This window comes from Kineobactrum salinum, assembly GCF_010669285.1.
In the GTDB taxonomy this organism is placed as follows: domain Bacteria; phylum Pseudomonadota; class Gammaproteobacteria; order Pseudomonadales; family Halieaceae; genus Kineobactrum; species Kineobactrum salinum.
Map to the genome: position 1 here is coordinate 2473917 of NZ_CP048711.1, position 23077 is coordinate 2496993.

At 62.8% G+C, this 23077-nt stretch carries 20 protein-coding genes and 2 pseudogenes; 9 read left to right on the plus strand and 13 right to left on the minus strand.

Annotated elements, in window-relative coordinates; translation table 11 throughout:
• Positions 1 to 5: 5 nt before the first annotated feature.
• The 12 genes and pseudogenes from tatE to G3T16_RS10830 all read right to left on the minus strand — a co-directional run bounded on the left by tatE (position 6) and on the right by G3T16_RS10830 (position 11738).
• On the minus strand, positions 6 to 230 hold the full coding sequence (tatE, locus tag G3T16_RS10775) for a twin-arginine translocase subunit TatE (RefSeq protein ID WP_163495272.1): 225 nt from the start codon (positions 228 to 230) through the stop codon (positions 6 to 8).
• Between the two features lie 31 nt (positions 231 to 261).
• On the minus strand, positions 262 to 615 hold the full coding sequence (locus G3T16_RS10780) for a phosphoribosyl-ATP diphosphatase (RefSeq protein WP_163495273.1): 354 nt from the start codon (positions 613 to 615) through the stop codon (positions 262 to 264).
• Positions 612 to 1013: a phosphoribosyl-AMP cyclohydrolase gene (gene hisI / locus G3T16_RS10785; RefSeq protein ID WP_163495274.1), complete on the minus strand. Its 402-nt coding sequence runs from the start codon at positions 1011 to 1013 to the stop codon at positions 612 to 614. The genes G3T16_RS10780 and hisI overlap by 4 nt, the downstream gene beginning before the upstream one ends.
• 52 nt (positions 1014 to 1065) lie before the next feature.
• Positions 1066 to 2732 (minus strand): annotated as a pseudogene (ubiB, locus tag G3T16_RS10790) (ubiquinone biosynthesis regulatory protein kinase UbiB).
• Entirely contained in the window at positions 2729 to 3370 is a 642-nt protein-coding gene (locus G3T16_RS10795) for a ubiquinone biosynthesis accessory factor UbiJ (protein ID WP_163495275.1), read from the minus strand. Before G3T16_RS10795 ends, ubiB begins: the two are co-directional and overlap by 4 nt.
• Position 3371: 1 nt before the next feature.
• Positions 3372 to 4121, minus strand: coding sequence for a bifunctional demethylmenaquinone methyltransferase/2-methoxy-6-polyprenyl-1,4-benzoquinol methylase UbiE (gene ubiE / locus G3T16_RS10800; RefSeq protein WP_163495276.1), 750 nt, complete (start codon positions 4119 to 4121; stop codon positions 3372 to 3374).
• Between the two features lie 56 nt (positions 4122 to 4177).
• Entirely contained in the window at positions 4178 to 4570 is a 393-nt protein-coding gene (locus tag G3T16_RS10805) for a gamma-butyrobetaine hydroxylase-like domain-containing protein (RefSeq protein ID WP_163495277.1), read from the minus strand.
• Between the two features lie 16 nt (positions 4571 to 4586).
• On the minus strand, positions 4587 to 5918 hold the full coding sequence (hslU, locus tag G3T16_RS10810; RefSeq protein WP_163495278.1) for an ATP-dependent protease ATPase subunit HslU: 1332 nt from the start codon (positions 5916 to 5918) through the stop codon (positions 4587 to 4589).
• A gap of 9 nt (positions 5919 to 5927) precedes the next feature.
• Positions 5928 to 6467, minus strand: a complete 540-nt coding sequence (gene hslV, locus G3T16_RS10815) for an ATP-dependent protease subunit HslV (RefSeq protein ID WP_163495279.1) — start codon at positions 6465 to 6467, stop codon at positions 5928 to 5930.
• A 454-nt stretch (positions 6468 to 6921) separates the two neighbouring features.
• Positions 6922 to 7491 (minus strand): SPOR domain-containing protein, encoded by a 570-nt coding sequence (locus G3T16_RS10820; protein ID WP_232059037.1) that lies wholly within the window; start codon positions 7489 to 7491, stop codon positions 6922 to 6924.
• 1 nt (position 7492) lies between these two features.
• Entirely contained in the window at positions 7493 to 9181 is a 1689-nt protein-coding gene (argS, locus tag G3T16_RS10825; RefSeq protein WP_163495280.1) for an arginine--tRNA ligase, read from the minus strand.
• Between the two features lie 358 nt (positions 9182 to 9539).
• Positions 9540 to 11738 carry a primosomal protein N' gene (locus G3T16_RS10830; protein ID WP_163495281.1) on the minus strand — a complete coding sequence of 733 codons (2199 nt, stop codon included), beginning with the start codon at positions 11736 to 11738 and terminating at the stop codon, positions 9540 to 9542.
• Between the two features lie 178 nt (positions 11739 to 11916).
• On the opposite strand from G3T16_RS10830, the gene rpmE reads away from it, so the two are divergent.
• Both rpmE and G3T16_RS10840 read left to right on the plus strand, forming a co-directional pair.
• Entirely contained in the window at positions 11917 to 12138 is a 222-nt protein-coding gene (rpmE, locus tag G3T16_RS10835) for a 50S ribosomal protein L31 (protein ID WP_163495282.1), read from the plus strand.
• Between the two features lie 183 nt (positions 12139 to 12321).
• A pseudogene (locus G3T16_RS10840) lies at positions 12322 to 13580 on the plus strand (malic enzyme-like NAD(P)-binding protein).
• 148 nt (positions 13581 to 13728) lie between these two features.
• On the opposite strand, the gene G3T16_RS10845 reads toward G3T16_RS10840, so the two are convergent.
• Positions 13729 to 16161: a penicillin-binding protein 1A gene (locus tag G3T16_RS10845; RefSeq protein ID WP_163495283.1), complete on the minus strand. Its 2433-nt coding sequence runs from the start codon at positions 16159 to 16161 to the stop codon at positions 13729 to 13731.
• Between the two features lie 176 nt (positions 16162 to 16337).
• Between G3T16_RS10845 and G3T16_RS10850 the strand changes: the two genes are divergently transcribed.
• The 7 genes from G3T16_RS10850 to aroB all read left to right on the plus strand — a co-directional run bounded on the left by G3T16_RS10850 (position 16338) and on the right by aroB (position 23035).
• The gene (locus G3T16_RS10850) at positions 16338 to 17402 is read left to right on the plus strand and encodes a pilus assembly protein PilM (RefSeq protein ID WP_163495284.1); all 1065 of its coding nucleotides are present in this window, start codon (positions 16338 to 16340) and stop codon (positions 17400 to 17402) included.
• Positions 17402 to 17968 (plus strand): PilN domain-containing protein, encoded by a 567-nt coding sequence (locus tag G3T16_RS10855; protein WP_163495285.1) that lies wholly within the window; start codon positions 17402 to 17404, stop codon positions 17966 to 17968. The genes G3T16_RS10850 and G3T16_RS10855 overlap by 1 nt, the downstream gene beginning before the upstream one ends.
• A 3-nt stretch (positions 17969 to 17971) precedes the next feature.
• The gene (locus G3T16_RS10860) at positions 17972 to 18589 is read left to right on the plus strand and encodes a type IV pilus inner membrane component PilO (RefSeq protein WP_163495286.1); all 618 of its coding nucleotides are present in this window, start codon (positions 17972 to 17974) and stop codon (positions 18587 to 18589) included.
• Positions 18586 to 19119: a pilus assembly protein PilP gene (locus tag G3T16_RS10865; protein WP_163495287.1), complete on the plus strand. Its 534-nt coding sequence runs from the start codon at positions 18586 to 18588 to the stop codon at positions 19117 to 19119. Before G3T16_RS10860 ends, G3T16_RS10865 begins: the two co-directional genes overlap by 4 nt.
• A 110-nt stretch (positions 19120 to 19229) precedes the next feature.
• Entirely contained in the window at positions 19230 to 21302 is a 2073-nt protein-coding gene (pilQ, locus tag G3T16_RS10870) for a type IV pilus secretin PilQ (RefSeq protein WP_197912033.1), read from the plus strand.
• Positions 21303 to 21332: 30 nt separating this feature from the next.
• The gene (gene aroK, locus G3T16_RS10875; RefSeq protein ID WP_197911641.1) at positions 21333 to 21875 is read left to right on the plus strand and encodes a shikimate kinase AroK; all 543 of its coding nucleotides are present in this window, start codon (positions 21333 to 21335) and stop codon (positions 21873 to 21875) included.
• A 38-nt stretch (positions 21876 to 21913) separates the two neighbouring features.
• Entirely contained in the window at positions 21914 to 23035 is a 1122-nt protein-coding gene (gene aroB / locus G3T16_RS10880; RefSeq protein WP_163497059.1) for a 3-dehydroquinate synthase, read from the plus strand.
• Positions 23036 to 23077: the final 42 nt, after the last annotated feature.

A 23077-nucleotide genomic window follows, 5' to 3' on the forward strand; every position in this document is an offset into this window, starting at 1 on the left:
GCGGCTCAGGGCTTGCCGTTGTCTTCGCCAGGTGTGGAAGCTGGAGATGTGTCGTCCTCCGCCTCAGGCTTTTTCGCTACCTCGTCATCGTCCTGCATGCTCTTGCGAAAACCCTTGATGGCACTGCCCAGGTCACCGCCCAGGGTGCGCAGGCGCTTGGTGCCGAACAACATGACAACGATTGCCAGAATAATCAGCAATTGCCAGATACTAATGCCGCCGAGTCCCATGTCTGTCTCCGTAATTCATGAATGGTTTGAGTCAATGTCCTCCCGCAGGTTCACTGCGGGCGTTCTTTTCTTCCAGCCCGGACAGGCCCAGACGCTGCTGCAGGCAGGCCAGTACGGCCGCCGCGTCGCAATCCAGGTGCGACAGCATCACCAGGGTGTGGAACCAGAGGTCGGCGACCTCTCCCACCAGCGCCTCGCGGCCGCCATCACTGCCTTCGCCGGCGGCGTCCTTGGCGGCAAGGATGACCTCGGTCGCCTCTTCGCCGACTTTCTCCAGGATCTTGTTCAGGCCCTTGTGGTGGAGGCTGGCGACATAGGAACTGGCGGGGTCGGCCTGGCGGCGCTGGGCCAGTATCTGGTCCAGTTGTTGCAGGACATCGTTCATGGCTGCTTTCCGTAAATATCCTCTGGACTGCGCAGGATTTCATCCGTTACCTCCCAGCCCTGCTCCTGCCAGCGCTGGTAAAAGCAGCGGCGGCGGCCGGTGTGACAGGCGATGCCGCCCTGCTGTTCGACCAGCAGCAGCACCGTATCGGCATCACAGTCCAGCCGCAACTCCTTCAACAGTTGCACGTTGCCGGAACTCTCGCCCTTGCGCCACAGCGCCTGGCGGGAGCGCGACCAGTATACGGCCCGACCCTCGTTGACAGTCAGGGCCAGCGCCTCGGCATTCATCCAGGCGAGCATCAGGACCTCGCCGCTGCGCCAGTCCTGCGCAATGGCCGGTATCAGTCCCTGCTCATTCCAGGCTATGGTACTGCTGGTGGCCGGGTCGTGTTGCATTGTCGTGGTATCCATGGGCGCGCATTATGGCACAGGGTGTGCGGGGGGCACATCAGGGATCGCTGCGGCGGGGCCACAGCAGCGCCACTGCGGCCGCGGCCAGGACCCAGCTGACGGCCGGTAGGTTCAGCAGCTGGCCGGCTCCGCCGGGCAGCGCCAGTACCAGCGCCAGCAGTCCCGCCACACCTGCCAGCACATGCCGCTTGCGCAATCGCTGCTGCGCCAGTAATTGCCGTTCCAGCAGGCGGGTGCGCTGCTGCAGCTGGCGGGTCTGCGGATCGGGGCTGCGCGCGTGCTGCAGGCTCTCCAGTACCGCGTCCGGCAGTTGCGGCAGTTGCTCCAGCCAAGAAGGTAGCTGCCGCTGCAGGCGTCGCAGCACGGCCTGGGGCGAATAGCGTTCCTGCAACCAGCGCTCCAGGTAGGGCTGGGCGGTATCCCACAGGTTCAGCTGCGGGTAGAGCTGGCGCCCCAGGCCCTCAATATTGAGCAGGGTCTTCTGCAGTAGCACCAGCGACGGCTGCACTTCCATGTCAAAGCGGCGGGCAGTGCTGAACAGGTAGATCAGCAGCTGGCCGAAGGAAATCTCGCTCAGGGGCCGTTCGAACACAGGCTCGCAGACAGCGCGCATCGCGGATTCGAAATCCTGTACCCGGGTCTCTGCCGGCACCCAGCCGCACTCCACGTGCAGTTCCGCCACTTCCCGGTAATCGCGCCGGAACACGGCGAGCAGATTGCGTGCCAGATAGTACTGGTCGGAATCACTCAGGCTGCCGACAATCGCGCAGTCCACCGCTATATAGCCGGGATTGGCCGGTTCGGTGGCATCCACAAAAATATTGCCTGGGTGCATGTCGGCGTGAAAAAAGTTGTCGCGAAAGACCTGGGTAAAGAAGATTTCCACGCCGCGTTCGGCCAGCAGTTCGAGGTCGGTGCCGTGCGCCCGCAGGGTCTCCAGATCAGTGACCGGAATACCGGATATCCTCTCGGTGACCATCACGTTGCGCCGGGTGAAGTCCCAGTGCACCAGGGGCACATGCACCAGCTGACTGCCCTCGAAATTGCGCCGCAGCTGGGAGGCGTTGGCGGCCTCCCGGCGTAGGTCCAGCTCGTCGAGGATGGTGAGTTCATAGTCCGCCACCACCTCCACCGGCCGCAGCCGGCGGCCGTCCGGGAAATAGCGCCGCACCAGGCGGGCCAGGAGGTACAGCAGGGCGAGATCCTGGCGGATCACCCGCTCGATATCCGGGCGCAGCACCTTGACCACAACCTGTTCGCCACTGTGCAGCACCGCGCCATGCACCTGTGCCACTGAGGCCGATGCCATCGGCTGCAGGTCGAACTGCGCGAACAGGGTGCTGACCGGCTGCTCCAGCGCGGTCTCGACCAGTGCCACTGCCACCTTTTCATCGAACGGCGGCACCTTGTCCTGCAGCCGGGCCAATTCATCGACGATATCGGGGGCAGCAGGTCGCGCCGGGTCGACAACAGCTGGCCGAACTTGATGAATACCGGGCCCAGTTCTTCCATGCAGCGCCGCAGGCGCTCACCGCGGCTGGCCTCAGGATTGCCCCGACCCGGAAGCCGGCACGACAGCTGCAGGAATACACGGGGCAGCAGCGGCAGCCGCTCGGCGTCGATGAATTCCTGCAGGCGGTAGCGCCGTGCCAGGCGCAGTATGCGGACCAGGCGCCGGCTGCGGGGAAAAAGGCCAGGCTTCATGGGCGGCCCTGGGTCATGCGCTTGCGCAGCCGCGCGAGCCGCAGTTGCAGCCGGTCTACCCGTTGTTCCAGGGTCTGCACACTGTGGTAGAAGTCTTCAACTTCCAGCCGCGGCGGGCTCAGCCTGGCCTCCTCGTGAATGAACTCGTCCAGTTGGCGCAGCAGACTGCGATTGATCTCGCCGCTGGTGGCATAGCCTGCCCGCAACAGTTGCGCCAGCTGGTGTCCGGCGACATCGCCCAGCACCTCCACCAGCGGCGCTTCCCAGTCCAGTTCCAGGCCACTGAGGATCTGCTGCAAGCGGATCAGCGGCCCGCTGTCACCCTGCAGCGACAAGCGGCCGTTGATCAGGGTGGCAGCCGGGTCGGCGGAGCCGGCCAGTTCAGCGAAGTCCGAAGCGCTGCCGCTGACCCGGGTGGTCACCGGGCCGTCATGGTGGCCCGATAGCCGCACACAATCCTGGCCGGGTTGCAGATAGATCTGCAGGGAGGGAGCCGTAAACTCGAGCGCGAAGCAGTGGCCGGCCAGGGTCGCCAGTTCGCGCTGGGCCGCTGGGTCCAGGGCCAGCGCACGGTTGAAACCAGCCTCCAGTGCCGCCAATGCCCCGGTGCGCAGGGTCGGGTCCACCGTGGCCGCCATGTCAGGCCTTGATGCCCCGGTGCAGCGCGACAATGCCCCCTGTCAGGTTGTGGTACTCGCAATTGACAAAGCCGGCGTCCTCCAGCATTTCCTGCAGCGTTTCCTGGTCCGGGTGCATGCGGATGGATTCGGCCAGGTAGCGGTAGCTCTCGCTGTCCCCGGCGACCAGCTTGCCCATCAGTGGCAGCACCCGGAAGGAATACTTGTCGTAGGCCTTGCCCAGCAGCTCATTGCGGGGTTTGGAAAACTCCAGCACCAGCAGCCGGCCGCCTGGTTTCAGCACCCGCAGCATGGAGCGCAGCGCCACTTCCTTGTCGGTGACATTGCGCAGACCGAAGGCGATGCTGACACAGTCGAAGCTGTCGTCCGGGAAGGGCAGATACTGCGCATCGGCCTGGACGTACTCCAGGTTGCCCTGGAAGCCGTGGTCGATCAACTTGTCGCGGCCAACCCGCAACATGGACTCGTTGATATCGGCCAGTACCACCCGCCCCTGGCTGCCGACGATCCCGGCGAAGCGGGCCGCCAGGTCACCGGTGCCCCCGGCGATGTCCAGTACCGCATGGCCCGGACGTACGGCGCTCAGTTCCACGGTGAAGCGCTTCCACAACCGATGGACACCGCCCGACATCAGATCATTCATCAGGTCATAGCGGGCCGCCACCGAGTGGAACACGCCCGCCACCAGGCCCGCCTTGGCGTCTTCATCGACTTCCCGGTATCCAAAATGGGTGCTGCGCTTGTCGCTCATGCGGCCTGTTCCTTGTAGCAGTTGACCGCCCATTGTAGCGCGATGAGGGGCCCCGGTCAGGGCTGGAATTTGACAACCTGCAGCTGCGGGTCGCGGCTGGCACCGGCAGCGTCCATGCGCTGCAGGTAGTGCTGCCACCACTGTTGCTGGTTTTTGCACAGCTGGTACAGGTAGTCCCAGGAATAGAGGCCCGTATCGTGACCGTCGTCGAAGCTCAGCTGCAGGGCGTAGTGTCCCACCGGTTTGATCGCGGTGATCGCCACACCCTGCTTGCCTGTTTGCAACACTTCCTGACCTGGGCCGTGGCCCTTGACCTCGGCCGAGGGCGAGTACACCCGCAGGTATTCGCAGCCCAGCCGATAGCGTTCGCTGTCATCATAGACCAACTCCAGCTCCTTCGACCTGCGGTGCAGATGAATGCCGGTGGGACGTTTGCCGGTTGCGCTCATGACCGCTGGCTCTCCGCTACAGGATGAAGCGCGACAGGTCGTCGTCGTCGCTCAGGGCCTGCAACTGCCGGTCTACATAGGCCGCATCGACCTGCAGGGTCTGGTTTTGCAGACTTGCGTCAGCGGCCGCGAAGGAAGCATCCTCCAGCAGGCGTTCCATCACCGTGTGCAGGCGCCGGGCGCCTATGTTCTCGGTCCTTTCGTTGACCTGCCAGGCCGTTTCGGCAATGCGGCGCAGTCCCTCGGGGGTGAAGTCCACGCGCAGACCCTCGGTGGCCAACAGCGCCTGGTATTGTTCGGTCAGGGAGGCATCCGGCTCGGTCAGGATGCGTTCGAAATCCTCTGGTGTGAGGGCATCCAGTTCCACCCGGATGGGCAGTCGCCCCTGCAATTCGGGAATCAGGTCCGAAGGCTTGGCCAGGTGGAATGCGCCAGAGGCAATGAACAGGATATGGTCGGTCTTGAGCGTGCCGTGCTTGGTAGTGACCGCAGAGCCTTCGATCAGTGGCAGCAGATCGCGTTGTACGCCCTCGCGGGAGACATCGGCGCCGGCTCCCTCGCTGCGCTTGGCGACCTTGTCCAGCTCATCGATGAAGACGATGCCGTTTTGTTCGGCCTCGTGGATTGCCTTCTGCTTGAGTTCCTCTTCATTGACCAGCTTGGCGGCCTCTTCGTCGCGCAGGGCCCGCAGCGCGGCTTTCACCGGCATGCGGCGGGTCTTGTGCTGTTGCCGCGACAGGTTGGAGAACATGCTCTGCAGCTGGTTGGTCATCTCCTCCATGCCGGGCGGGGCCATGATCTCCACCCCGGGAGCGACACTGCTCAGCTCGACGTCCACCTCCTTGTCATCCAGGTCTCCCTCCCGCAGTTTCTTGCGCAGCAGCTGGCGGGTATTGCCCGCAGTGCTCTCGCCGTCTCCTCCACTGGAGCGGGCCGGGGGTAGCAGGATATCCAGCAGACGCTCTTCGGCGGCCTCCTCGGCGCGAAAGCGGACCCGCTCCATCTCCTGCTCGCGGTACAGCTTCACCGCCACATCCGCCAGCTCGCGGATGATCGATTCCACATCGCGGCCGACATAGCCCACCTCGGTGAACTTGGTGGCCTCGACCTTGACAAAAGGCGCATTCGCCAGCTTCGCCAGGCGCCGCGCAATCTCGGTCTTGCCGACCCCGGTCGGGCCTATCATCAGGATGTTCTTGGGCGTGATTTCAGCCCGCAGCGACTCGGACAGTTGCATCCGGCGCCAGCGGTTGCGCAGCGCGATGGCCACCGCGCGCTTGGCATCCTGTTGCCCGATAATGTGTTTGTCCAGCTCGTGGACGATCTCGCGGGGAGTCATGTTGGACATGCAGGCAGCCTAATAGTCTAGTTGTTCGATGGTCTGGTTGTGATTGGTATAGATGCAGATGTCGCCAGCTATGTTCAGTCCACGGGTCACGATCTCGCGGGCGGACAGTTCGGTATTGTCCAGCAGCGCGCGGGCAGCGGCCTGGGCGAAGGGGCCGCCGGAACCTATCGCGATCATGTTGTCCTCGGGTTCGATCACGTCGCCGTTGCCGGTAATGACCAGTGAGGTCTCCTTGTCCGCAACCGCGAGCAGCGCCTCCAGCTGGCGCAGCGCACGTTCGGTGCGCCAGGCCTTCGCCAGCTCCACCGCCGCCCGCACCAGGTTGCCCTGGTGCTTGTCCAGTTTGCCCTCGAACAGCTCGAACAGGGTAAAGGCGTCTGCGGTGCCACCGGCAAAGCCTGCCAGCACCTGATCCTTGTGCAGACGCCGGACCTTGCGGGCATTGCCCTTCATCACGGTGTTGCCCATCGATACCTGGCCATCGCCGCCGATCACGACGCTGTTGCCACGGCGCACCGAGAGGATGGTTGTTCCTCTGAATTGTTCCACATCAATCTCCTGTAAATACTGAATATGGGGCGCCGGCGACGGAATTCAAGCGCCCGCAGCCGGCTGGTACTCCTTCAATATCAGATTGAAGGGTACCAGGGGGAATGGCACTTACTTTAACGATTGGGAGCCTATAATCCGGGCGCCACTTCCGGAGAGTACTTTCGAGACACGCCGTAGACCCATCCATGGGGGCTCGGTTGCCGCATCCATGCGGCAAACGGTCTCGAAAGTACTCTCCAGAAGTGGCGCCCTCACACCGAAGCAGACCTAAAGTAAGTGCCATTCGCACTAGTACTGCAACCCGGAAATATTGAAACATGAAAGCGCGTCTTCGCACCCACGGCGGCGTTGCAATCCTTGCAAAGGCAACCAGCCTTAGCGGCGGCTTGCGCCTTGCCATGGGTGCGAATCCATCACTTTCATTTTGTTCCACTAGTTCCGGGTTGCAGTACTAGGGACGGTCGCGTTTCAACAATAGGGTGTCGATATCCTGGGCCGCGGTCAGGCCGCGGGCCCTGCTCATATGGGCGTGGGTCTGGTACGGGCCCAGGTAGACCCGGAACCAGCGGCCGTTGTCGCTGGCGGTTTCTTCCACCCGCGGCTCCAGCCCCAGCAGCAGCAACTCGGCCCGGCGCCGGTCGGCGTCCTCGCGCTGACGAAAAGAGCCTGCCTGCAGCAGATAGGTTTGGCCCTGCGCGGCGGTGGTGCTGCGTGGTTGTGCCACCTCCGCCGGCTCGACATCGATCGCCAGGGTCTGTTCGGGCAGCGAGGTATAAAAGGTGAAGTCCGGTTTGGGGGCTGCCTTGGGGTCGGTGGCTGCAGCCTCATTCCCCGTCGGGCCCCGGTCCAGAGCTGCGGGCAGGGTGCCCAGGTATAGCAGCAGACTGGCGAATACGCCGCTGAACACGCCGGCGAGATACCAGCGCCAGGGGCGGCTGCGCGCTGGCGCTGTTGTCCGGCGGGCGGCCTGGGGTCGCTTGCGGGTGCCGCCGCGGCCATTCTTGGCGTAGTCGCGGGCCATGCTACATGCTGTCCGGGGCCGATACGCCGAGCAGATCCAGGCCATTGGCCACTACCTGGCGTACCGCCTGGCTCAGCCCCAGCCGCGCATCGCGCAGCGGCTGGTCGTCGACCAGCACCTTGTGGGCGTTGTACCAGCTGTGAAATTCGCCTGCCAGCTCGCGCAGATAATTGGCCACGCTGTGGGGTTCGCCCGCCGTGGCGGCGGTCGCGACCACCTCGGGGTACTGGTCCAGACGCTTGAGCAGGGCCTTTTCGTGCTCCTGGGTCAAGTGACTGAGGGCGGCGAGAGAGCGCCCGAGTTGCCAGTCCCAGCCCTGCTCCTCCAGCTTGCGCAGCACCGAGCAGGCGCGGGCGTGGGCATACTGGATGTAGTACACAGGGTTGTCATTGCTCTGCGACAGGGCCAGGTCGATGTCGAAGGTCAGCTGCGAGCTGGGAGCCCGTGCCACCAGGAAATAGCGGGTGGCGTCGCGGCCCACTTCGTCGATCAGCTCGCGCAGCGTGACATAGCTGCCGGCCCGCTTGGACAGCTTGACCTCACTGCCCTCGCGCATCACCGTGACCATCTGGTGCAGCACGTAGTCGGGCCACCCCTCGGGGATGCCAGCTTCCAGCGCCTGCAGTCCGGCGCGCACCCGGGTGACGGTACTGTGGTGGTCGGCGCCCTGCTCGTTGATCACGCGCTCGAAGCCGCGGCGCCACTTGTTCAGGTGATAGGCAACGTCGGGCAGGAAATAGGTATAGCCGCCCTCCCTCTTGCGCATCACCCTGTCCTTGTCGTCACCGAAACTGGTGGTACGCAACCACAGGGCGCCATCCTGTTCAAAGGTGTGGCCATTGGCGACCAGCGCGTCGACGGTGGCCTCGACCTCGCCGGACTCATACAGCGATGATTCCAGAAAGTAGTGATCGAAATGGACCGCGAACGCCTTCAGGTCCAGATCCTGCTCGCGCCGTAGCCAGGCGACCGCGAAGGCCTGTATCGCGGCGAGGTCGTCCGGGTCGCCGGCGCCGGTGACATGGCGGTCCTCGGCGTCGATGCGCTCTGCGGCGAGGTAGGCCGTGGCAACGTCACGGATATAGTCGCCCCGGTAGCCATCCTCCGGCCAGTCGGGGTCCTCCGGACCCAGGCCCCGGCAGCGGGCCTGGACTGACAGTGCCAGGTTGGTGATCTGCTGGCCGGCGTCGTTGTAATAGAATTCGCTGCTGACTGACCACCCGGTAGCGGTCAGCAGCCTGCAGATGCTGTCGCCCACGGCAGCGCCGCGACCGTGGCCGACATGCAGTGGCCCGGTGGGATTGGCGGAGACAAACTCCACCTGTACTTTGCGTCCGGCGCCGGTGTCGGAGCAGCCAAACTGGCTGCCCTGCTCCAGCACGCGCTGGACTACCGCCAGGCTGCTATCGGCGGAGAGGAAGAAGTTGATGAAGCCCGGCCCAGCCACCTCGGCGTGGCTGACGAAACCGGCCTCCGGCAGAGCCGCACAGATCAGGCCGGCCAGTTCGCGGGGGTTCCTGCCGGCGGTCTTCGCCAGGGTCAGGGCGATATTGCTGGCCAGGTCGCCGTGGCTGGGGTCGCGGGTACGGTCGATGGCAATTTCCGTGGCTGCAGCCGCCGCTGGCAGCTCGCCGCGGGCAGCGAGTGTCGCCAGCGCCTGCTGGATCAGCTGTGATAGTTGTTCCTTCATTATCGGAGAAGATACCTGCTGTATGTCGATCGATGGTCTTGAACGGGTAGCCGGGCAAGCGCTGCATTATCGCTGTAACTGTCATTGAAGGCCAGCCCGGAGCCCGCTGGTTTGAGCGGCGCGGGCTGCTGTGGCGAAGAGATCGATAACCGGACGCTGCGCTAGCGTGAATGGCACTTGCTTAAGGGGCTTTGGGACTTCGTAACCCGGTCGGCATCCTGGGAGGGTGCTTTCGAGACACGCCGTATACCCATCCATGGGGGCTCGGATGCGACATCCATGTCGCATACGGTCTCGAAAGCACCCTCCCAGGACGCCGACCTTTTATCGGAGCGAGCTTCAGCAAGTGCCATACGCGCTAACCCAGGTCCAGCGGATCCACGTCGATGGACCAGCTCAGACTGTTGCTGGCGGGAAGTTGCTCCGCCGCCGCCACCAGCAACCGGGCGGCGGTGCGGGCTTCGCGATAGCCGGCCGCGGTGACCAGCAACTGGCAGCGGAACTTGCCGGCCCGGCGCTGCAGCGGTGACGGCAGCGGGCCTATCAGGCGGCAGCCCCCGGGCAGGGAATGCTCTGTCTTTTGTCGCAGCTGACCGAGAAAGTTCTCTCCGGCGCGGGCATCCCGGCTATCGCTGCGCAGCAGCAACAGGCGGCCCCAGGGGGGCATGGCGCTGTTCTGGCGAGCAGCCAGCAGGCGTCGCGCCTGGCTGGCGTAATCTTCCCGCAGCATGGCCTGCATCGCCGGGTGATCAGGATAGTGGGTTTGCAGTAGTACCTTACCGCCCTCGCCCTCGCGGCCGGCGCGGCCGGCAACCTGGGTCAGCAGCTGGGCCATGCGTTCCTCACCGCGAAAGTCGGCACTGAACAACAGTGCGTCGGCGTCGATGACAGCGACCAGCTTGACCCCGGGGAAATGGTGCCCCTTGGTCAGCATCTGGGTACCCAGCAGGATGCAGGGCTGGCCGCGGTGGACTTCCCGTACCAGGGTCTGCATCGCATCGCGGCCCTGCATGGAATCACTGTCGACGCGGTGGATCGGCCATTTCCCGAAGTGCTGTTGCAGCGTCTCCTCGGTCTGTTCGGTGCCCAGCCCATTGGTGAGCAGGCGCGGACTGTCGCACATCGCGCAGCGCCGGGGCAGTGCCAGGCCCGCACTGCAGTGATGACAGCGCAGCCGGCGCAGGCGCCGGTGGACCGTCATGCGCGCATCGCAGGCCTGGCACTGGGCGATCCAGCCGCAATCGTGGCACTGCAGGGTGGGGGCATAGCCGCGCCGGTTGAGAAACAGCAGTACCTGATTGCCGGCCTGCAGGCCGGCGCTGATCGCAGCGAGCAGGTCTGCGGACAGACCTCCTTGCAGTGGCGCCTTGCGTACATCGACCGCCGTGATTGCAGGCAGCTGGCCACCGCCGGCTCGCCGCGCCAGTTGATGGTGCCGGTAGCGTTCCTGCAGCGCATTGTGCAGCGACTCCAGCGATGGAGTAGCGCTGCCGAGCAGTACGGTGCAGTCCTCAAGCTGGCCGCGCTTGACTGCAATGTCCCGCGCCGAATAGCGAAACCCGTCCTGCTGCTTGTAGGAGCTGTCGTGTTCTTCGTCGACGATGATCAGGCCGGGTGCCTGCAAAGTGGCAAATATAGCCGAGCGGGTTCCGATGACGATCCTGGCGGCTCCGGTTCTGGCTGCCTCCCAGGCCCGATAGCGTTCGCCGGCGCCCAGGCCCGAGTGCATTACCACGATGCCGGCCCCAAAACGGGACTGGAAGCGCTGCAGGGTCTGGGGCGTAAGGCCGATTTCCGGAATCAGTACCAGGGCCTGCCGGCCCTGCGCCAGGCAGTGGGCGATAAGTTGCAGGTAGACTTCGGTCTTGCCGCTGCCGGTGACGCCTTCAAGCAAATGGCAGCCGAAGTTTCCCCAGGAGTCGATAATACTGTTGAGCGCGGCGCTCTGATCGCTATTGAGCGGCAGGCCCGGCTGGCATTCGGGTTCCTCCCGCGGCGGGGCTACGGTACAGCGCTCGGCCAGGCCTTTTCCTGCCAGCGTACGCAGAGTGGCGTTGCTGATGCCCTGTGCCTTGAACTCCTGGGCTCGCACGGCGGGAGCTGCCTGCAGCAGTGCCAGCGCCTGTGCCTGCCGCGGCGAACGCTGCAGCGCGCCTGCCGGCAGCCCCAGGCCGTGCTGGGTAAGGGTCCAGGCGGTGCAGCCCGGTGGTCGGTGTGGCTGGCCGTCCCGCAGGGTCTGGGGAAAGCCCAGGGCCACGACTTCGCCCGCTGGATGCTGGTAGTAATCCGCGGCCCAGAGACACAGTTGCCATACTGCGCGGCCCGGCAACGGTTCGGGGTCCAGCACAGTCAGGGCCTCGCGCAGTGAGCTGGCAGGCTGCTCCGACCGGGCGGTGACTTCCACCAGGTAGCCGCTCAGCTGCCGGCGCCCGAAGGGCACAAGGACCCGGCAGCCGGGTTGCAATTGTGCCACCGCCCGATCCGTCATCCCGGCCGGTGGCAGATAGTCGAACAGCGAGCGCAGTGGTACAGGCAAGGCCAGGCGAAGTACAGACATGGCGCCTCTCGTGGGTGTGTGGGCAGCAGAAAGTGGACATTGTAACAAACGCGCAGTAGCGCTTGCGTCTGCTGCCACGTCTGCTAAACTTCGCGCCTATTTTTTCGCGTCATCTCCACAAGTCCGGTGCGGTGCCCGACGGGATCGGGTGGCGGCGCCTATATCCAGGAGCATCATCATGAAAGCAGAAATCCATCCAAAATACGAGCTGGTCACTGCGACCTGCAGTTGTGGCAACCAGATCAAGACCCGTTCCACCGTCTGTGAAGACTTCCATATCGACGTCTGTTCCGAATGCCATCCATTTTTTACCGGCAAGCAGAAAGTGCTGGACAGCGGCGGCCGGGTGGACCGTTTCAAGAAGCGCTTCGGCGCCCGCGGCAGCAAGCGCGAAGCCTGATCACTGGCACGTCCGCGGAAAACGCCGACTCCTGCCAGGATGTCGGCGTTTTTTTTGTTCTGCAAAAGTGCCCTGGGCCACAATCCCGGCCCGCGGGATTCCGAACTGTCTTGTTCCGAAGGGCGCTTTTATATATTCTCGGTGCTCTTTCCCGCAGGTGCCTCGAAAAGCAGATAAAGCCCTATGACCAAGGATTTCAGACAGGAGGCGCTGGATTACCATGCCAAGCCTGTACCGGGAAAAATCAGCATAGAACTCAGCAAGTCCGCTGAGACCCAGCACGATCTCGCTCTGGCCTACAGTCCGGGCGTGGCAGAACCCTGCCGCGAGATTGCGGCTGATGGAGAGGCCGCCTATCGCTATACCGGCAAGGGCAACCTGGTGGCGGTGATCAGCAATGGCACCGCGGTGCTGGGATTGGGCAACCTGGGCTCCCTGGCCAGCAAGCCGGTTATGGAGGGCAAGGCGCTGTTGTTCAAGCGATTTGCCGGAATCAATGCGATTGATATTGAAGTCGATACCGAGGATGCGGGCAAGTTCATCGAAACGGTTGCCCATATTGCCGGCACCTTCGGGGCATCAACCTCGAGGATATCAAGGCGCCCGAGTGCTTTGAGATCGAAGCGGAACTGGGACGCCGCTGCGCCATCCCGGTGTTCCACGATGACCAGCACGGAACCGCCATCGTGACCGCGGCGGGCATGGTCAATGCGCTGGAGATCCAGGGCAAGCGCCTGCAGGATGCCGTGATTACCTGCCTGGGGGCGGGTGCCGCCGCCATCGCCTGCATGCGCCTGCTGCTCAGCATGGGCGCTCGCCGGGAGAACATCTACATGCTGGACCGGCGCGGTGTGATCTATGCCGGACGCGAGGGCATTAACGCCTACAAGCAGGAATTTGTGAATGATACCGAGAAGCGCAGCCTCAGCGATGCGATCCGTGGCGCCGATGTGTTTATGGGGCTGTCCGGAGCGGACCTGCTGAGTGCCGACATGCTGCTGTCAATGGCTGATCGCCCGGTGGTGTTCGCCTGTTCCAATCCGGACCCGGAAATCAGGCCGGAGCTGGCCCACAGTCTGCGTGACGATTTGATCATTGCCACCGGCCGCTCAGATTACCCCAATCAGGTAAACAATGTGCTGGGCTTCCCGTTCATCTTCCGCGGTGCGCTGGACGTGCGTGCCAGTGCGATCAACGAAGCAATGAAAATTGCCGCGGTCAGGGCGATCAGCGAGCTGGCGCGGGAGCCGGTGCCGGAGTCGGTGCTGCGCGCCTGCGGAGAAACCTCGCTCAGCTTTGGGCGCGACTATATCATTCCCAGGCCGGTGGATCCCCGGCTGCTGGAGCGCATCGCGCCGGCGGTTGCCAGGGCCGCCGTCGACAGCGGCGTTGCCCGCCTGCCCTACCCCGACAGCTACGCCCCGACTGCGCTGGCTTCCTGAAGCCGTCTGTACGGGTTTTGACCGTAGGTGCTGGATCGTCAGGCGGGAGGCCGACACTTCGGCCGCCGAGCCATCACCCGGCGTGTCTCGAAAGCATCCTCTCAGGATGTCGACCGGGCTACGAAGTCCAAAAACAAGTGCCACTCGATCAGAAGATATCCTTGATCAGGTCGTCGGTGGTCTTGCCGCCGGCGCCCGGTCTGTCATCCGGCCCGCCCTGCACGGGCACCAGCTCTTCGCGAAAGTACTCGAATATCGCGTTGCTCTGACCGGGCGAGGCGAGCAGACCGGTAACCGGATCGATGCGTACGTGAACGACTCCGGGAGGTAGCGGACGCTCCATATCGGGGCTCTCGGCGAGGGCCTCGCGCATGTAGTCAATCCAGATCGGCAGTGCCGCCGTGCCGCCGAACTCACGCCGCCCCAGCGGCGTGTAATTGTCGAAGCCGACCCAGGCTGTGGTGACAACATCGCGATTGTAGCCGGAAAACCAGGCATCCATGGGGCCGTTGGTGGTACCGGTTTTACCCGCCAGATCATCCCTGCCGAGGGTCAGCGCCCGTCGCCCGGTACCGCGCTTCACCACATCCTGCAAAATGCTGTTGATAATAAAGTTGACCCGTTCTTCCATGACCCGCTCTGCCGGAATTGTGGTGGCTGTACCGGCGAGAATATCTTCCATCCGCAGTTCATCTTCGCCGGCATCCGTGGCCGGGGTTTCATTGCAACCGCGGCATACTGTTGCGGGCGTCGCCTGATAGACGGTCTCGCCCTCGACATCATCCACCCGTTCAATCAGAAAGGGCTGCACCGCGAAGCCGCCATTGGCCAGTATCGCATAGGCCGTGGCCAGTTCCAGCGGGGTCATGACCTGGGTCCCCAGTGCCAGCGACAGATCGTTCGGATACTCGCTGGTGTCGAAACCGAGCCCATCGATATAGCTGATCAGGCGTTTTACCCCCAGTTGTTGCAGCAGGCGGATGGAGACCAGGTTGCGGGACTTGGTCAGCGCCCAGCGCAGGCGCGTTGGTCCGTGAAACTGGCCGCCGTCATTCTCCGGCCGCCAGATGTCTTCCAGGGTGTTGTCTTCCAGCACTACCGGCGCATCATTGATAATGCTGGCAGCGGTAAAGCCGGCATCGAGGGCCGCACTGTAGACAAAGGGTTTGAAGCTCGAGCCTGGCTGACGCCGGGCCTGGGTGGCGCGGTTGAATTTGCTGTTTTCGAAGCCCATGCCGCCGACGATGCTGACGATGGCGCCATTGTCGGGGTTCAGCGAAACCAGCGCCGCCTGGGCAGCAGGCACCTGGGTCAGTTGCCAGCTGCCGTCGGCATTGGCCTGGATACGGATCAGGTCACCCTCGTCGACCACATCGGAGGGGGCCTGGGGTGCCCGCCCCATCGCATTCTCGGACAGATAGGGGCTGGCCTGACGCAGGCCATTTTCCCACTCCAGCACTGCATCGCTGCCGTCGCGCAGCAGGATGTCCACCGCGGTCTCACGGATTCGCGTGACGATCGCCGGTTCCATCCCGGCCACTACCGGCGTTTCTGCTACGGCGGCCTGCCACAGTTCCCGCTGCGCTGTTGCGGTCGTCTCTGCCTCTGGTGGCAACTGCCGCTCTGGGCCGCGATAGCCGTGACGCCGGTCATAGGTGGCAAGGCCGGCTATTACGGTTTGCTGGGCCAGCTGCTGTAATTCGCTGCTGATGGTGGTATGGACCTGGTAGCCATCGGTATAGGCCGCCATGCCGTACCGGTCCAGCATCTGCTGACGCGCCATCTCGGCTGCATAGTGGGCGGCAAAGCTCAACCGGGCGCCGTGATGACTGGCGCTCACCGGCGCGGCAGAGGCCTGGGCCCAGGCCTGCTGGTCGATATAGCCCAGATCCAGCATCCGTCCCAGTATCCAGTTGCGACGCTCCTTGCCCGGCTGCGGCCCGGTAATCGGGTTGCTGCGGGAGGGCGCCTTGGGTATGCCGGCCAGCATTGCATGCTGGGCCAGGCTCAGTTCGGTTATGCTCTTGCCATAGTAGACCTGGGCAGCGGCTTCGAAGCCGTAGGCACGGTGGCCCAGGAACACGCGGTTGAAATACAGTTCGAAGATTTCTTCCTTGCTCAGCTCCCGCTCGATCTGGATCGCCAGCAGAATCTCGTTGAACTTGCGCATGAACGTGCGCTCGAGACTGAGAAAGTAGTTGCGGGCAACCTGCATGGTCAGGGTACTGCCGCCGGAACCCTTGGCGCCGGTCAGGACAAGTTCCGACACTGCCCGCATCAGGCCCGCTATATCCACCCCGCTGTGGCGAAAAAACCCGTCGTCTTCGGCAGCGAGCAGCGCCTGGATGAACTGCGGTGGAATATCGGCGAACAGCATCGGCGTCCGCTTCTGCTCGCCGAACTGGCCGATCAGGTCCCCGTCCCGGGTATACACCTGCATCGGGGTCTGCAGTTTCACATCGCGGAGGGTCTGCACATCGGGCAGGCCGGGACTGAGGAACAGAAAGACCCCGGCCAGAAGCCAGGTGAGGGCCAGAATGCCAAGCAGGGAGAGGCGCGACAAATACCTGAGGAAACTCATTTATTCCTTTACAAAGCAGTGACTTGTATTACTGTACACAGAGAGCGTGTCGGTGTCCTTCGGTAATTATAAGCTTATTTTCGCTTTTGATCGCAGGAATGATTATGCTATACACGTTTTTTAATGTAATAGTGTATAAAAACAAGCTAAGTTAGTGATACTCATAGGAAAACGAATTGCTTGGCATACTAGGGAAGAAAAGGTCGGTACAGGTCCTGGGGCTCGACATCAGTTCGACGACGGTAAAGCTGCTGGAGCTTAGCCAGGCCGGCGGTCGTTATCGTGTCGAAAGCTATGCCGTCACTTCGTTGCCGGTCGATGCGGTCATTGAAAAGAACGTCAATGACATCGAGGGCGTCACCAATGCCATCCGCACGGTAGTGGCCCAGTCCCGGACCAAGCTGAAGCTGGCGGCGGCGGCCGTGGCAGGCTCCTCGGTGATCACCAAGGTGATCGACATGCCGGCGGGGCTCAGTGATGACGACCTGGAGACACAGCTGACGCTTGAAGCCGACCAGTACATTCCCTATCCGCTGGATGAAGTGGCGATAGACTTCGAGATTCAGGGCCCGTCCCCCGAACGCAGCAACCAGGTCGAGGTCCTGCTCGCTGCCTGCCGGCGCGAAACCATCGACTCCCGGGTCGAGGCCATAGAAGGCGCGGACCTCAGCGCCCGCATCATGGATGTGGAAGCCTATGCGATGGAGCGCGCCTACGGCCTGATCCGGCAACAGCTGGACCTGGAACTCGAAAGCATGGTCGCCGTAGTGGATATCGGCGCCACCATGACTACCCTCAGCGTGCTCAATAACGGCCAGACCGTCTACACCCGCGAGCAGTTGTTCGGTGGCAAACAGCTGACCGATGAGATCATGCGCCGTTATGGCCTGCCAATGGAAGAGGCGGGCCTGGCGAAAAAGCAGGGCGGCCTGCCGGATGACTATGAACCCGAGGTGCTCGAGCCCTTCAAGGAGGCCGTGGTACAGCAGGTGGCGCGATCACTGCAATTTTTCTTCTCATCCAGCCAGTACAATGATGTCGATTACATCATCCTGGCCGGTGGCGTATCCTCCATGGAGGGCCTGGTGGAGCTGGTCGAGGAGAAGCTGGGTACGCCTACCGCCGTCGCCAATCCCTTTGCGGAGATGACAATTTCCTCCCGGGTGAACGCCGTGGCCCTCAGCAGTGATGCGCCGGCGATGATGATCGCCTGCGGTCTCGCCCTGCGGAGTTTTGACTGATGGCACAGATCAACCTGCTTCCCTGGCGCGAGGAGCGGCGCGCCGAGCGCAAGAAAGAGTTCCTGATTGTGCTGGTGCTGGTGGCGTTGCTGGGTATCGGCTTGCTGGTGCTCGGGGATCGCTATGTCAACAGCCAGATAAACAATCAGCAGGCCCGCAATCAATACCTCACGGACAATATCAAGGTGCTGGACACACAGGTAGCTGAAATCAAGGAATTGCAGCGTCGCCGCAATCAGCTGCTGGACAGGATGCGGGTCATTCAGGAATTGCAGGGCAACCGTCCGATCATCGTGCGGATTCTCGACCAGCTGGTGCGTACGGTGCCCGACGGTGTGTTCTACAACAGCCTTCAGGCCAAGGGCCAGGACATCACCATCACGGGTGTGGCGGAATCCAACAACCGGGTTTCCAGCCTGATGCGACGGCTGGATGCTTCGGACTGGTTCCAGCAACCGAACCTGGATTCGGTGCGGGCAGCCACCCAGTACGGTGACCAGGCCACCACCTTCAGTCTGAAGGTGAAGGTCCAGTTGCCAGAATCCAGCACCGCGGCGGGAGGGTGAGTCATGGCACTTGAGGACAGCCTGCGCGCAATCCGGGAATTCGATTTCAACGACGTCGACTTCGACAATATTGGGTCCTGGCCCTCGGGGATCAAGATCATACTGTGTGTGCTGTTGCTGCTGGTAGTGACGGTGGGCGGCTACTACTATCACATCAAGGATCTGCAGGCGCAGCTTGGACGGGTGCAGGCAGAAGAGCAGACCCTCAAGCAGGAATTCGAGAAGAAGGCCTTCCAGGCAGCGAACCTGGATGCCTACGTCAAGCAAATGGAGGAAATGGAAGAGTCCTTCGGCGCGCTGGTCAGTCAGCTGCCCAGTGACACTGAGGTGCCCGGCCTGCTGGAGGACATCACCAACAAGGGCCTGATGAATGGCCTGGACATCAAGAGCATCAACCTGCAGCCCGAGCAGGCGAAGGAATTCTATGTGGAGCTGCCGATTGCGATCGCCGCGGCCGGCTCCTACCACGACCTCGGCGCGTTTATCAGCGGTATGGCGGGGCTGCCCCGCATCGTTACTCTGCACGACTTTTCGATCACCGCTGGCCAGGCCGGCAGCAGCGCCCTGAATCTCAGTATCGTGGCCAAAACCTATCGCTACAAGGATGGAGGCGCCGAATGAGCAAGGTGTTGCGGCTTGCGCTTGGTGTCCTGGGCAGCGGTCTGCTGCTGAGCGGTTGCGGGAGTGATGACTTTGCCGATCTGGATGAGTTCATGGCTGAAAAGCGCTCCCGCCCCGGCGGGATCATTGCCCCCATTCCGACATTTCAGACCTATGAGGCTTTTGCCTATAGCGCCACGGCAATGCGCAGTCCCTTTGACCGCCCCGTCGAAGTGCGCGATATCACACAATTGCAGGCGATCAGTACCGTCAAGCCGGATGAATCCAGAGCCAAGGAATTTCTCGAACAGTTCACCTTCGATTCGCTGGCCATGGTCGGCAGACTGGAGCGTGGAGGCGAGGAATGGACCCTGATCCGTGACCCCGAGGGTGGGGTACACAGAGTCAAGGTTGGTGACTTCCTGGGCCGGAATCATGGTGAGATCGTAGAGATGACGGACACTTACGTGGCCGTCGTGGAAATAGTCAGCGACGGCACGCAGGACGGGTGGGTAGAGCGCCCGCGGACAATAGAATTAAGCGGCATCTGACGCAGGTGCGACTGGTGACAGCGATGGTAAACATAACAGCGAATTTGGGGAAGGGTGCCGTGAGAGAGGGGTTTCGCAGACGCAGGCCGGGCTTGCAGCAACTGACTGCCATGCTGATTTTGGGGCTTTTTGCCCAGATGGTGCATGCAGCCCCGACCATAACCGAGATCGAATTCGCCTCCCGGCCAGGCAGTAAATTTGAAGTGCGGCTGGACTTTGATCAGGAGCCGCCAGAGCTGCAGGCCTATACCATCGAGAAGCCCGCCCGGATTGCGATCGACTTTCCCGGCGCCCGCAGCGCTCTAGAACGCAAAAGTTATTCCCTGCCCTATGGCAATGCCACCGGTGTGGTGGTGCTGGAGTCGGGTGATCGCACCCGCCTGGTGCTGAACCTGGTGAAACTGGTGCCCTATGAAACCCGGGTCGAGGGTAACAGTCTCTACCTGGTGGTGGGTCAGGACGATACCGGCGACTACGTCAAACCCTCCAGCGACCCCAACCGCCTGATCTCGAAAAAGGAATCCGTGACGCGGGTGCACTCGCAAATCGACGACCTGCAGTTCCAGCGCACCGGCAGTGGCGAGGGCCGCTTGACCCTGAAGCTGACCAACCCCGCGGTGGATGTGAACGTGTTCAGCGAGCGCGGCGATATCAAGGTCGAGTTTCTCGATACCAGCGTCCCCGAGCGCCTGATGCGAAACTACGATGTCACCGACTTTGCCACCCCGGTCAACAGTGTCGATGTGAATACCTCCGAGCGCGGTACTTCGCTGACCCTGAAGACAACCGGGGAATTCGACTATCTGGCCTACCAGACGGACAATGATTATGTGATTTCGGTTAAACCGCTGAGCAAGAAAGAAGTGGAGGACCGGCGCGACGAGTTCAACTATGTCGGTGAGCGCATTTCCCTGAATTTCCAGGACATCGAAGTGCGAGCGGTACTGCAGCTGATTGCCGATTTTACCGAGCTCAACCTGGTTGCCAGCGATACGGTGTCCGGCCGCATTACCCTGCGGCTGCAGAACGTGCCCTGGGACCAGGCGCTGGAACTGGTGCTGCGCACCAAGGGCCTGGACAAGCGACAGGTGGGCAATGTGTTAATGGTCGCCCCCGCTGCCGAGATTGCCGAGCGCGAGCGCCAGCAGATCGAGGCCAACAAGCAGATTGCCGAACTGGCGCCATTGCAGACCGAGTTCATCCGCATCCGCTACGCCAGTGCGGCCAGCGTGGTAAATCTGTTCCAGGCCGGTTCGGAGGACGGCGGCACCCTGATCTCCTCGCGGGGCTCGGTGATCGTCGACCCGCGTACCAACTCCCTCATCGTCACCGAGACCGGTTCCAAGCTGGTGGAGATCCGCGAGCTGATCGATCTGGTTGATATTCCCATCCGCCAGGTCATGATCGAGGCCCGCATTGTGATTGCGCAGTCTGACCTGGAAAGGGAGCTGGGCATTGAATGGGGTGGTGGTTTTGTGGATTCGGATTTCAATGGCAATGCGCTGTCGGTATCCGGTGATACCCAGAACGTGGTGAATCTCAACCAGTCGGTGATCGACGGAGAGCCGTCAGCGGTCACCTTCCCCGGCGCGTTGATGGTCGATCTCGGGGTCGCCTCCAAGGCGGGGGGCTTTGCGGTGGGGTTTACCAGCGAGGATATTTTCCTCACTGCCGAACTGTCTGCGCTGGAGGCTGCGGGAAGGGGCGAAGTGGTGTCCCAACCCAAGGTGATTACCGGTGACAAGCAGAAGGCTACCATCAAGTCCGGTACCGAAGTCCCCTATCAGGAAGGCTCACTCAGTGGACAGAACACCACCTCGTTCAAGGAGGCTGTGCTGCAGCTGGATGTGACCCCGAACATCACGCCTGACGACCGTATTCTGCTGGACCTGGTAATCACCCAGGACTCCGTCGGCGACCTGGTGCCCAGCGGCCAGGGCGGTTTCATCCCGTCCATTGACACCACCGAGCTAACCACCCAGGTATTGGTGGGCAATGGTGAAACCGTAGTGCTGGGAGGCGTGTTCCGGACCGAGGACATTCAGTCCGTGACCAAGGTGCCCTTTTTTGGGGACATCCCCTATGTTGGGCGCCTGTTCCGCAACGAATCCAACTCCAAGACCAAGACCGAGACGCTGATCTTCATCACGCCCCGCATCCTGGCCGACGCCCTGCTCGACTAGCGACATGACACCAGGCCTGCCGTTACTGTAATGATCAAGCTGCACCGCGTATTCCTGGTCGGCCCCATGGGGGCCGGCAAGACTACTATTGGCAAGTACCTGGCCCGTCATCTGGGTCTCGCCTTCGCCGACACTGACGCCGAAATTGAGCACCGTACCGGCGCGGATATCCCGTGGATTTTTGATGTCGAGGGTGAGGCGGGGTTTCGGCTGCGCGAGGCCCAGGTGGTAGAGGAAATGACGCAGATGGATGATATCGTGCTGGCCACTGGTGGCGGCGTCGTGATCCGGCCGGAGAACCGGCAGGCGCTGGGCTCCCGCGGCTTCGTGATCTACCTGCATGCCACGGTTGCCGAACAGCTGCGGCGCACCCGCCGCGACCGCAAGCGGCCGCTGCTGCAACAGGGCAACCGGGAGGAGGTACTGAGGACCCTGATGATGACCCGGGACCCGCTATACCGTGAAATTGCCGACCATGTTATCGACACCGATGGCTGCAGCCCCCGGGTCGTGGCCCAGCGCCTGGTAGTGGCGCTCAATGCAGACAAGCAGGGCCCGGCAACGCTAGAATAGGCGCCATTTCGCGGCGGGAGCCTGCTTTGTCAGTCATCATGCACACCCTTCACGTCGAGCTGGGAGAGCGCAGCTACCCGGTCTACATAGGCCGTGACCTGTTCTCCGGTCAGAGTTTGCTGGCGCGTCATATCCGCGGCAACCAGGTTGCAATCGTCAGCAATGATACCGTGGCGCCACTGTACGTGGAGCGGGTGCGCGAGGCTCTGGGCGAGCGGCAGCTGCTGACCGAGATCGTGTTGCCAGACGGCGAACAGTACAAGACGCTCGCCTCCCTGGAGCATATTCTCGACCGGTTGTTGCAGGATAATCACAGCCGCAATACCACACTGGTCGCGGTCGGTGGCGGTGTGGTGGGCGATATCGCCGGTTTCGCGGCCGCCTGTTATCAGCGCGGGGTGGATTTCGTGCAGGTGCCGACCACTCTGCTGGCTCAGGTCGATTCCTCTGTCGGCGGTAAGACAGCGGTAAATCACCCGCTGGGCAAGAACATGATCGGCGCCTTTCACCAGCCCCGCGCGGTGCTGATCGACACCGTGACCCTGCACACCCTGCCGCGGCGGGAACTGGCGGCGGGGCTCGCCGAGGTGATCAAGTACGGGCTTATCTGCGACCCCGGCTTCTACCAGTGGCTGCAGGAAGCGATGCCCCGCCTGCTGGCGCGGGATGAGGCTGCACTGGCCGAAGCGATTGAACGCAGCTGCTCACTCAAGGCGGGTGTGGTGGCGGCGGATGAGCGGGAAGGTGGTCTGCGCGCCATACTGAATCTCGGTCACACCTTCGGTCATGCCATTGAAACCGCGCAGGGCTATGGCAACTGGCTGCATGGCGAGGCGGTGGCGGTCGGGATGTTGCTGGCCCTGCGCCTGTCGGTGCAGCGCGGCTGGCTGGATCCGGCGGAAACCGTCCGCCTGGAACGCTTGCTGCACGCTGCCGGGCTGCCACTGGATGTCCCCGCCGGAATGGGCCCGGCGCTGTTCCTGGAACTGATGGCGCGCGACAAGAAGGTAGTTGACGGCCGCCTGCGACTGGTGCTGCTGCGTGCCATTGGAGAGGCCTGCGTCGTCGACGACGTGACCCCGGCGGAGCTGGAAGATTTGTTGGCTGCCGCACAGCTGCGGCGTGACAGCGCCCCCGGGGAGGACCGGCCTGACTCCTGATTACTGCCCTTGAGAGCCGCGGATGGGGGTGAACGGGGCTTT

Coding starts and splice junctions, on each gene's coding strand:
- tatE (WP_163495272.1), bottom strand. CDS start 230: ATGGGACTCGGCGGCATTAGTATCTGGCAATTGCTGATTATTCTGGCA.
- G3T16_RS10780 (WP_163495273.1), bottom strand. CDS start 615: ATGAACGATGTCCTGCAACAACTGGACCAGATACTGGCCCAGCGCCGC.
- hisI (WP_163495274.1), bottom strand. CDS start 1,013: ATGCAACACGACCCGGCCACCAGCAGTACCATAGCCTGGAATGAGCAG.
- G3T16_RS10795 (WP_163495275.1), bottom strand. CDS start 3,370: ATGGCGGCCACGGTGGACCCGACCCTGCGCACCGGGGCATTGGCGGCA.
- ubiE (WP_163495276.1), bottom strand. CDS start 4,121: ATGAGCGACAAGCGCAGCACCCATTTTGGATACCGGGAAGTCGATGAA.
- G3T16_RS10805 (WP_163495277.1), bottom strand. CDS start 4,570: ATGAGCGCAACCGGCAAACGTCCCACCGGCATTCATCTGCACCGCAGG.
- hslU (WP_163495278.1), bottom strand. CDS start 5,918: ATGTCCAACATGACTCCCCGCGAGATCGTCCACGAGCTGGACAAACAC.
- G3T16_RS10820 (WP_232059037.1), bottom strand. CDS start 7,491: ATGGCCCGCGACTACGCCAAGAATGGCCGCGGCGGCACCCGCAAGCGA.
- argS (WP_163495280.1), bottom strand. CDS start 9,181: ATGAAGGAACAACTATCACAGCTGATCCAGCAGGCGCTGGCGACACTC.
- G3T16_RS10830 (WP_163495281.1), bottom strand. CDS start 11,738: ATGTCTGTACTTCGCCTGGCCTTGCCTGTACCACTGCGCTCGCTGTTC.
- rpmE (WP_163495282.1), top strand. CDS start 11,917: ATGAAAGCAGAAATCCATCCAAAATACGAGCTGGTCACTGCGACCTGC.
- G3T16_RS10845 (WP_163495283.1), bottom strand. CDS start 16,161: ATGAGTTTCCTCAGGTATTTGTCGCGCCTCTCCCTGCTTGGCATTCTG.
- G3T16_RS10855 (WP_163495285.1), top strand. CDS start 17,402: ATGGCACAGATCAACCTGCTTCCCTGGCGCGAGGAGCGGCGCGCCGAG.
- G3T16_RS10860 (WP_163495286.1), top strand. CDS start 17,972: ATGGCACTTGAGGACAGCCTGCGCGCAATCCGGGAATTCGATTTCAAC.
- G3T16_RS10865 (WP_163495287.1), top strand. CDS start 18,586: ATGAGCAAGGTGTTGCGGCTTGCGCTTGGTGTCCTGGGCAGCGGTCTG.
- pilQ (WP_197912033.1), top strand. CDS start 19,230: ATGCTGATTTTGGGGCTTTTTGCCCAGATGGTGCATGCAGCCCCGACC.
- aroK (WP_197911641.1), top strand. CDS start 21,333: ATGATCAAGCTGCACCGCGTATTCCTGGTCGGCCCCATGGGGGCCGGC.
- aroB (WP_163497059.1), top strand. CDS start 21,914: ATGCACACCCTTCACGTCGAGCTGGGAGAGCGCAGCTACCCGGTCTAC.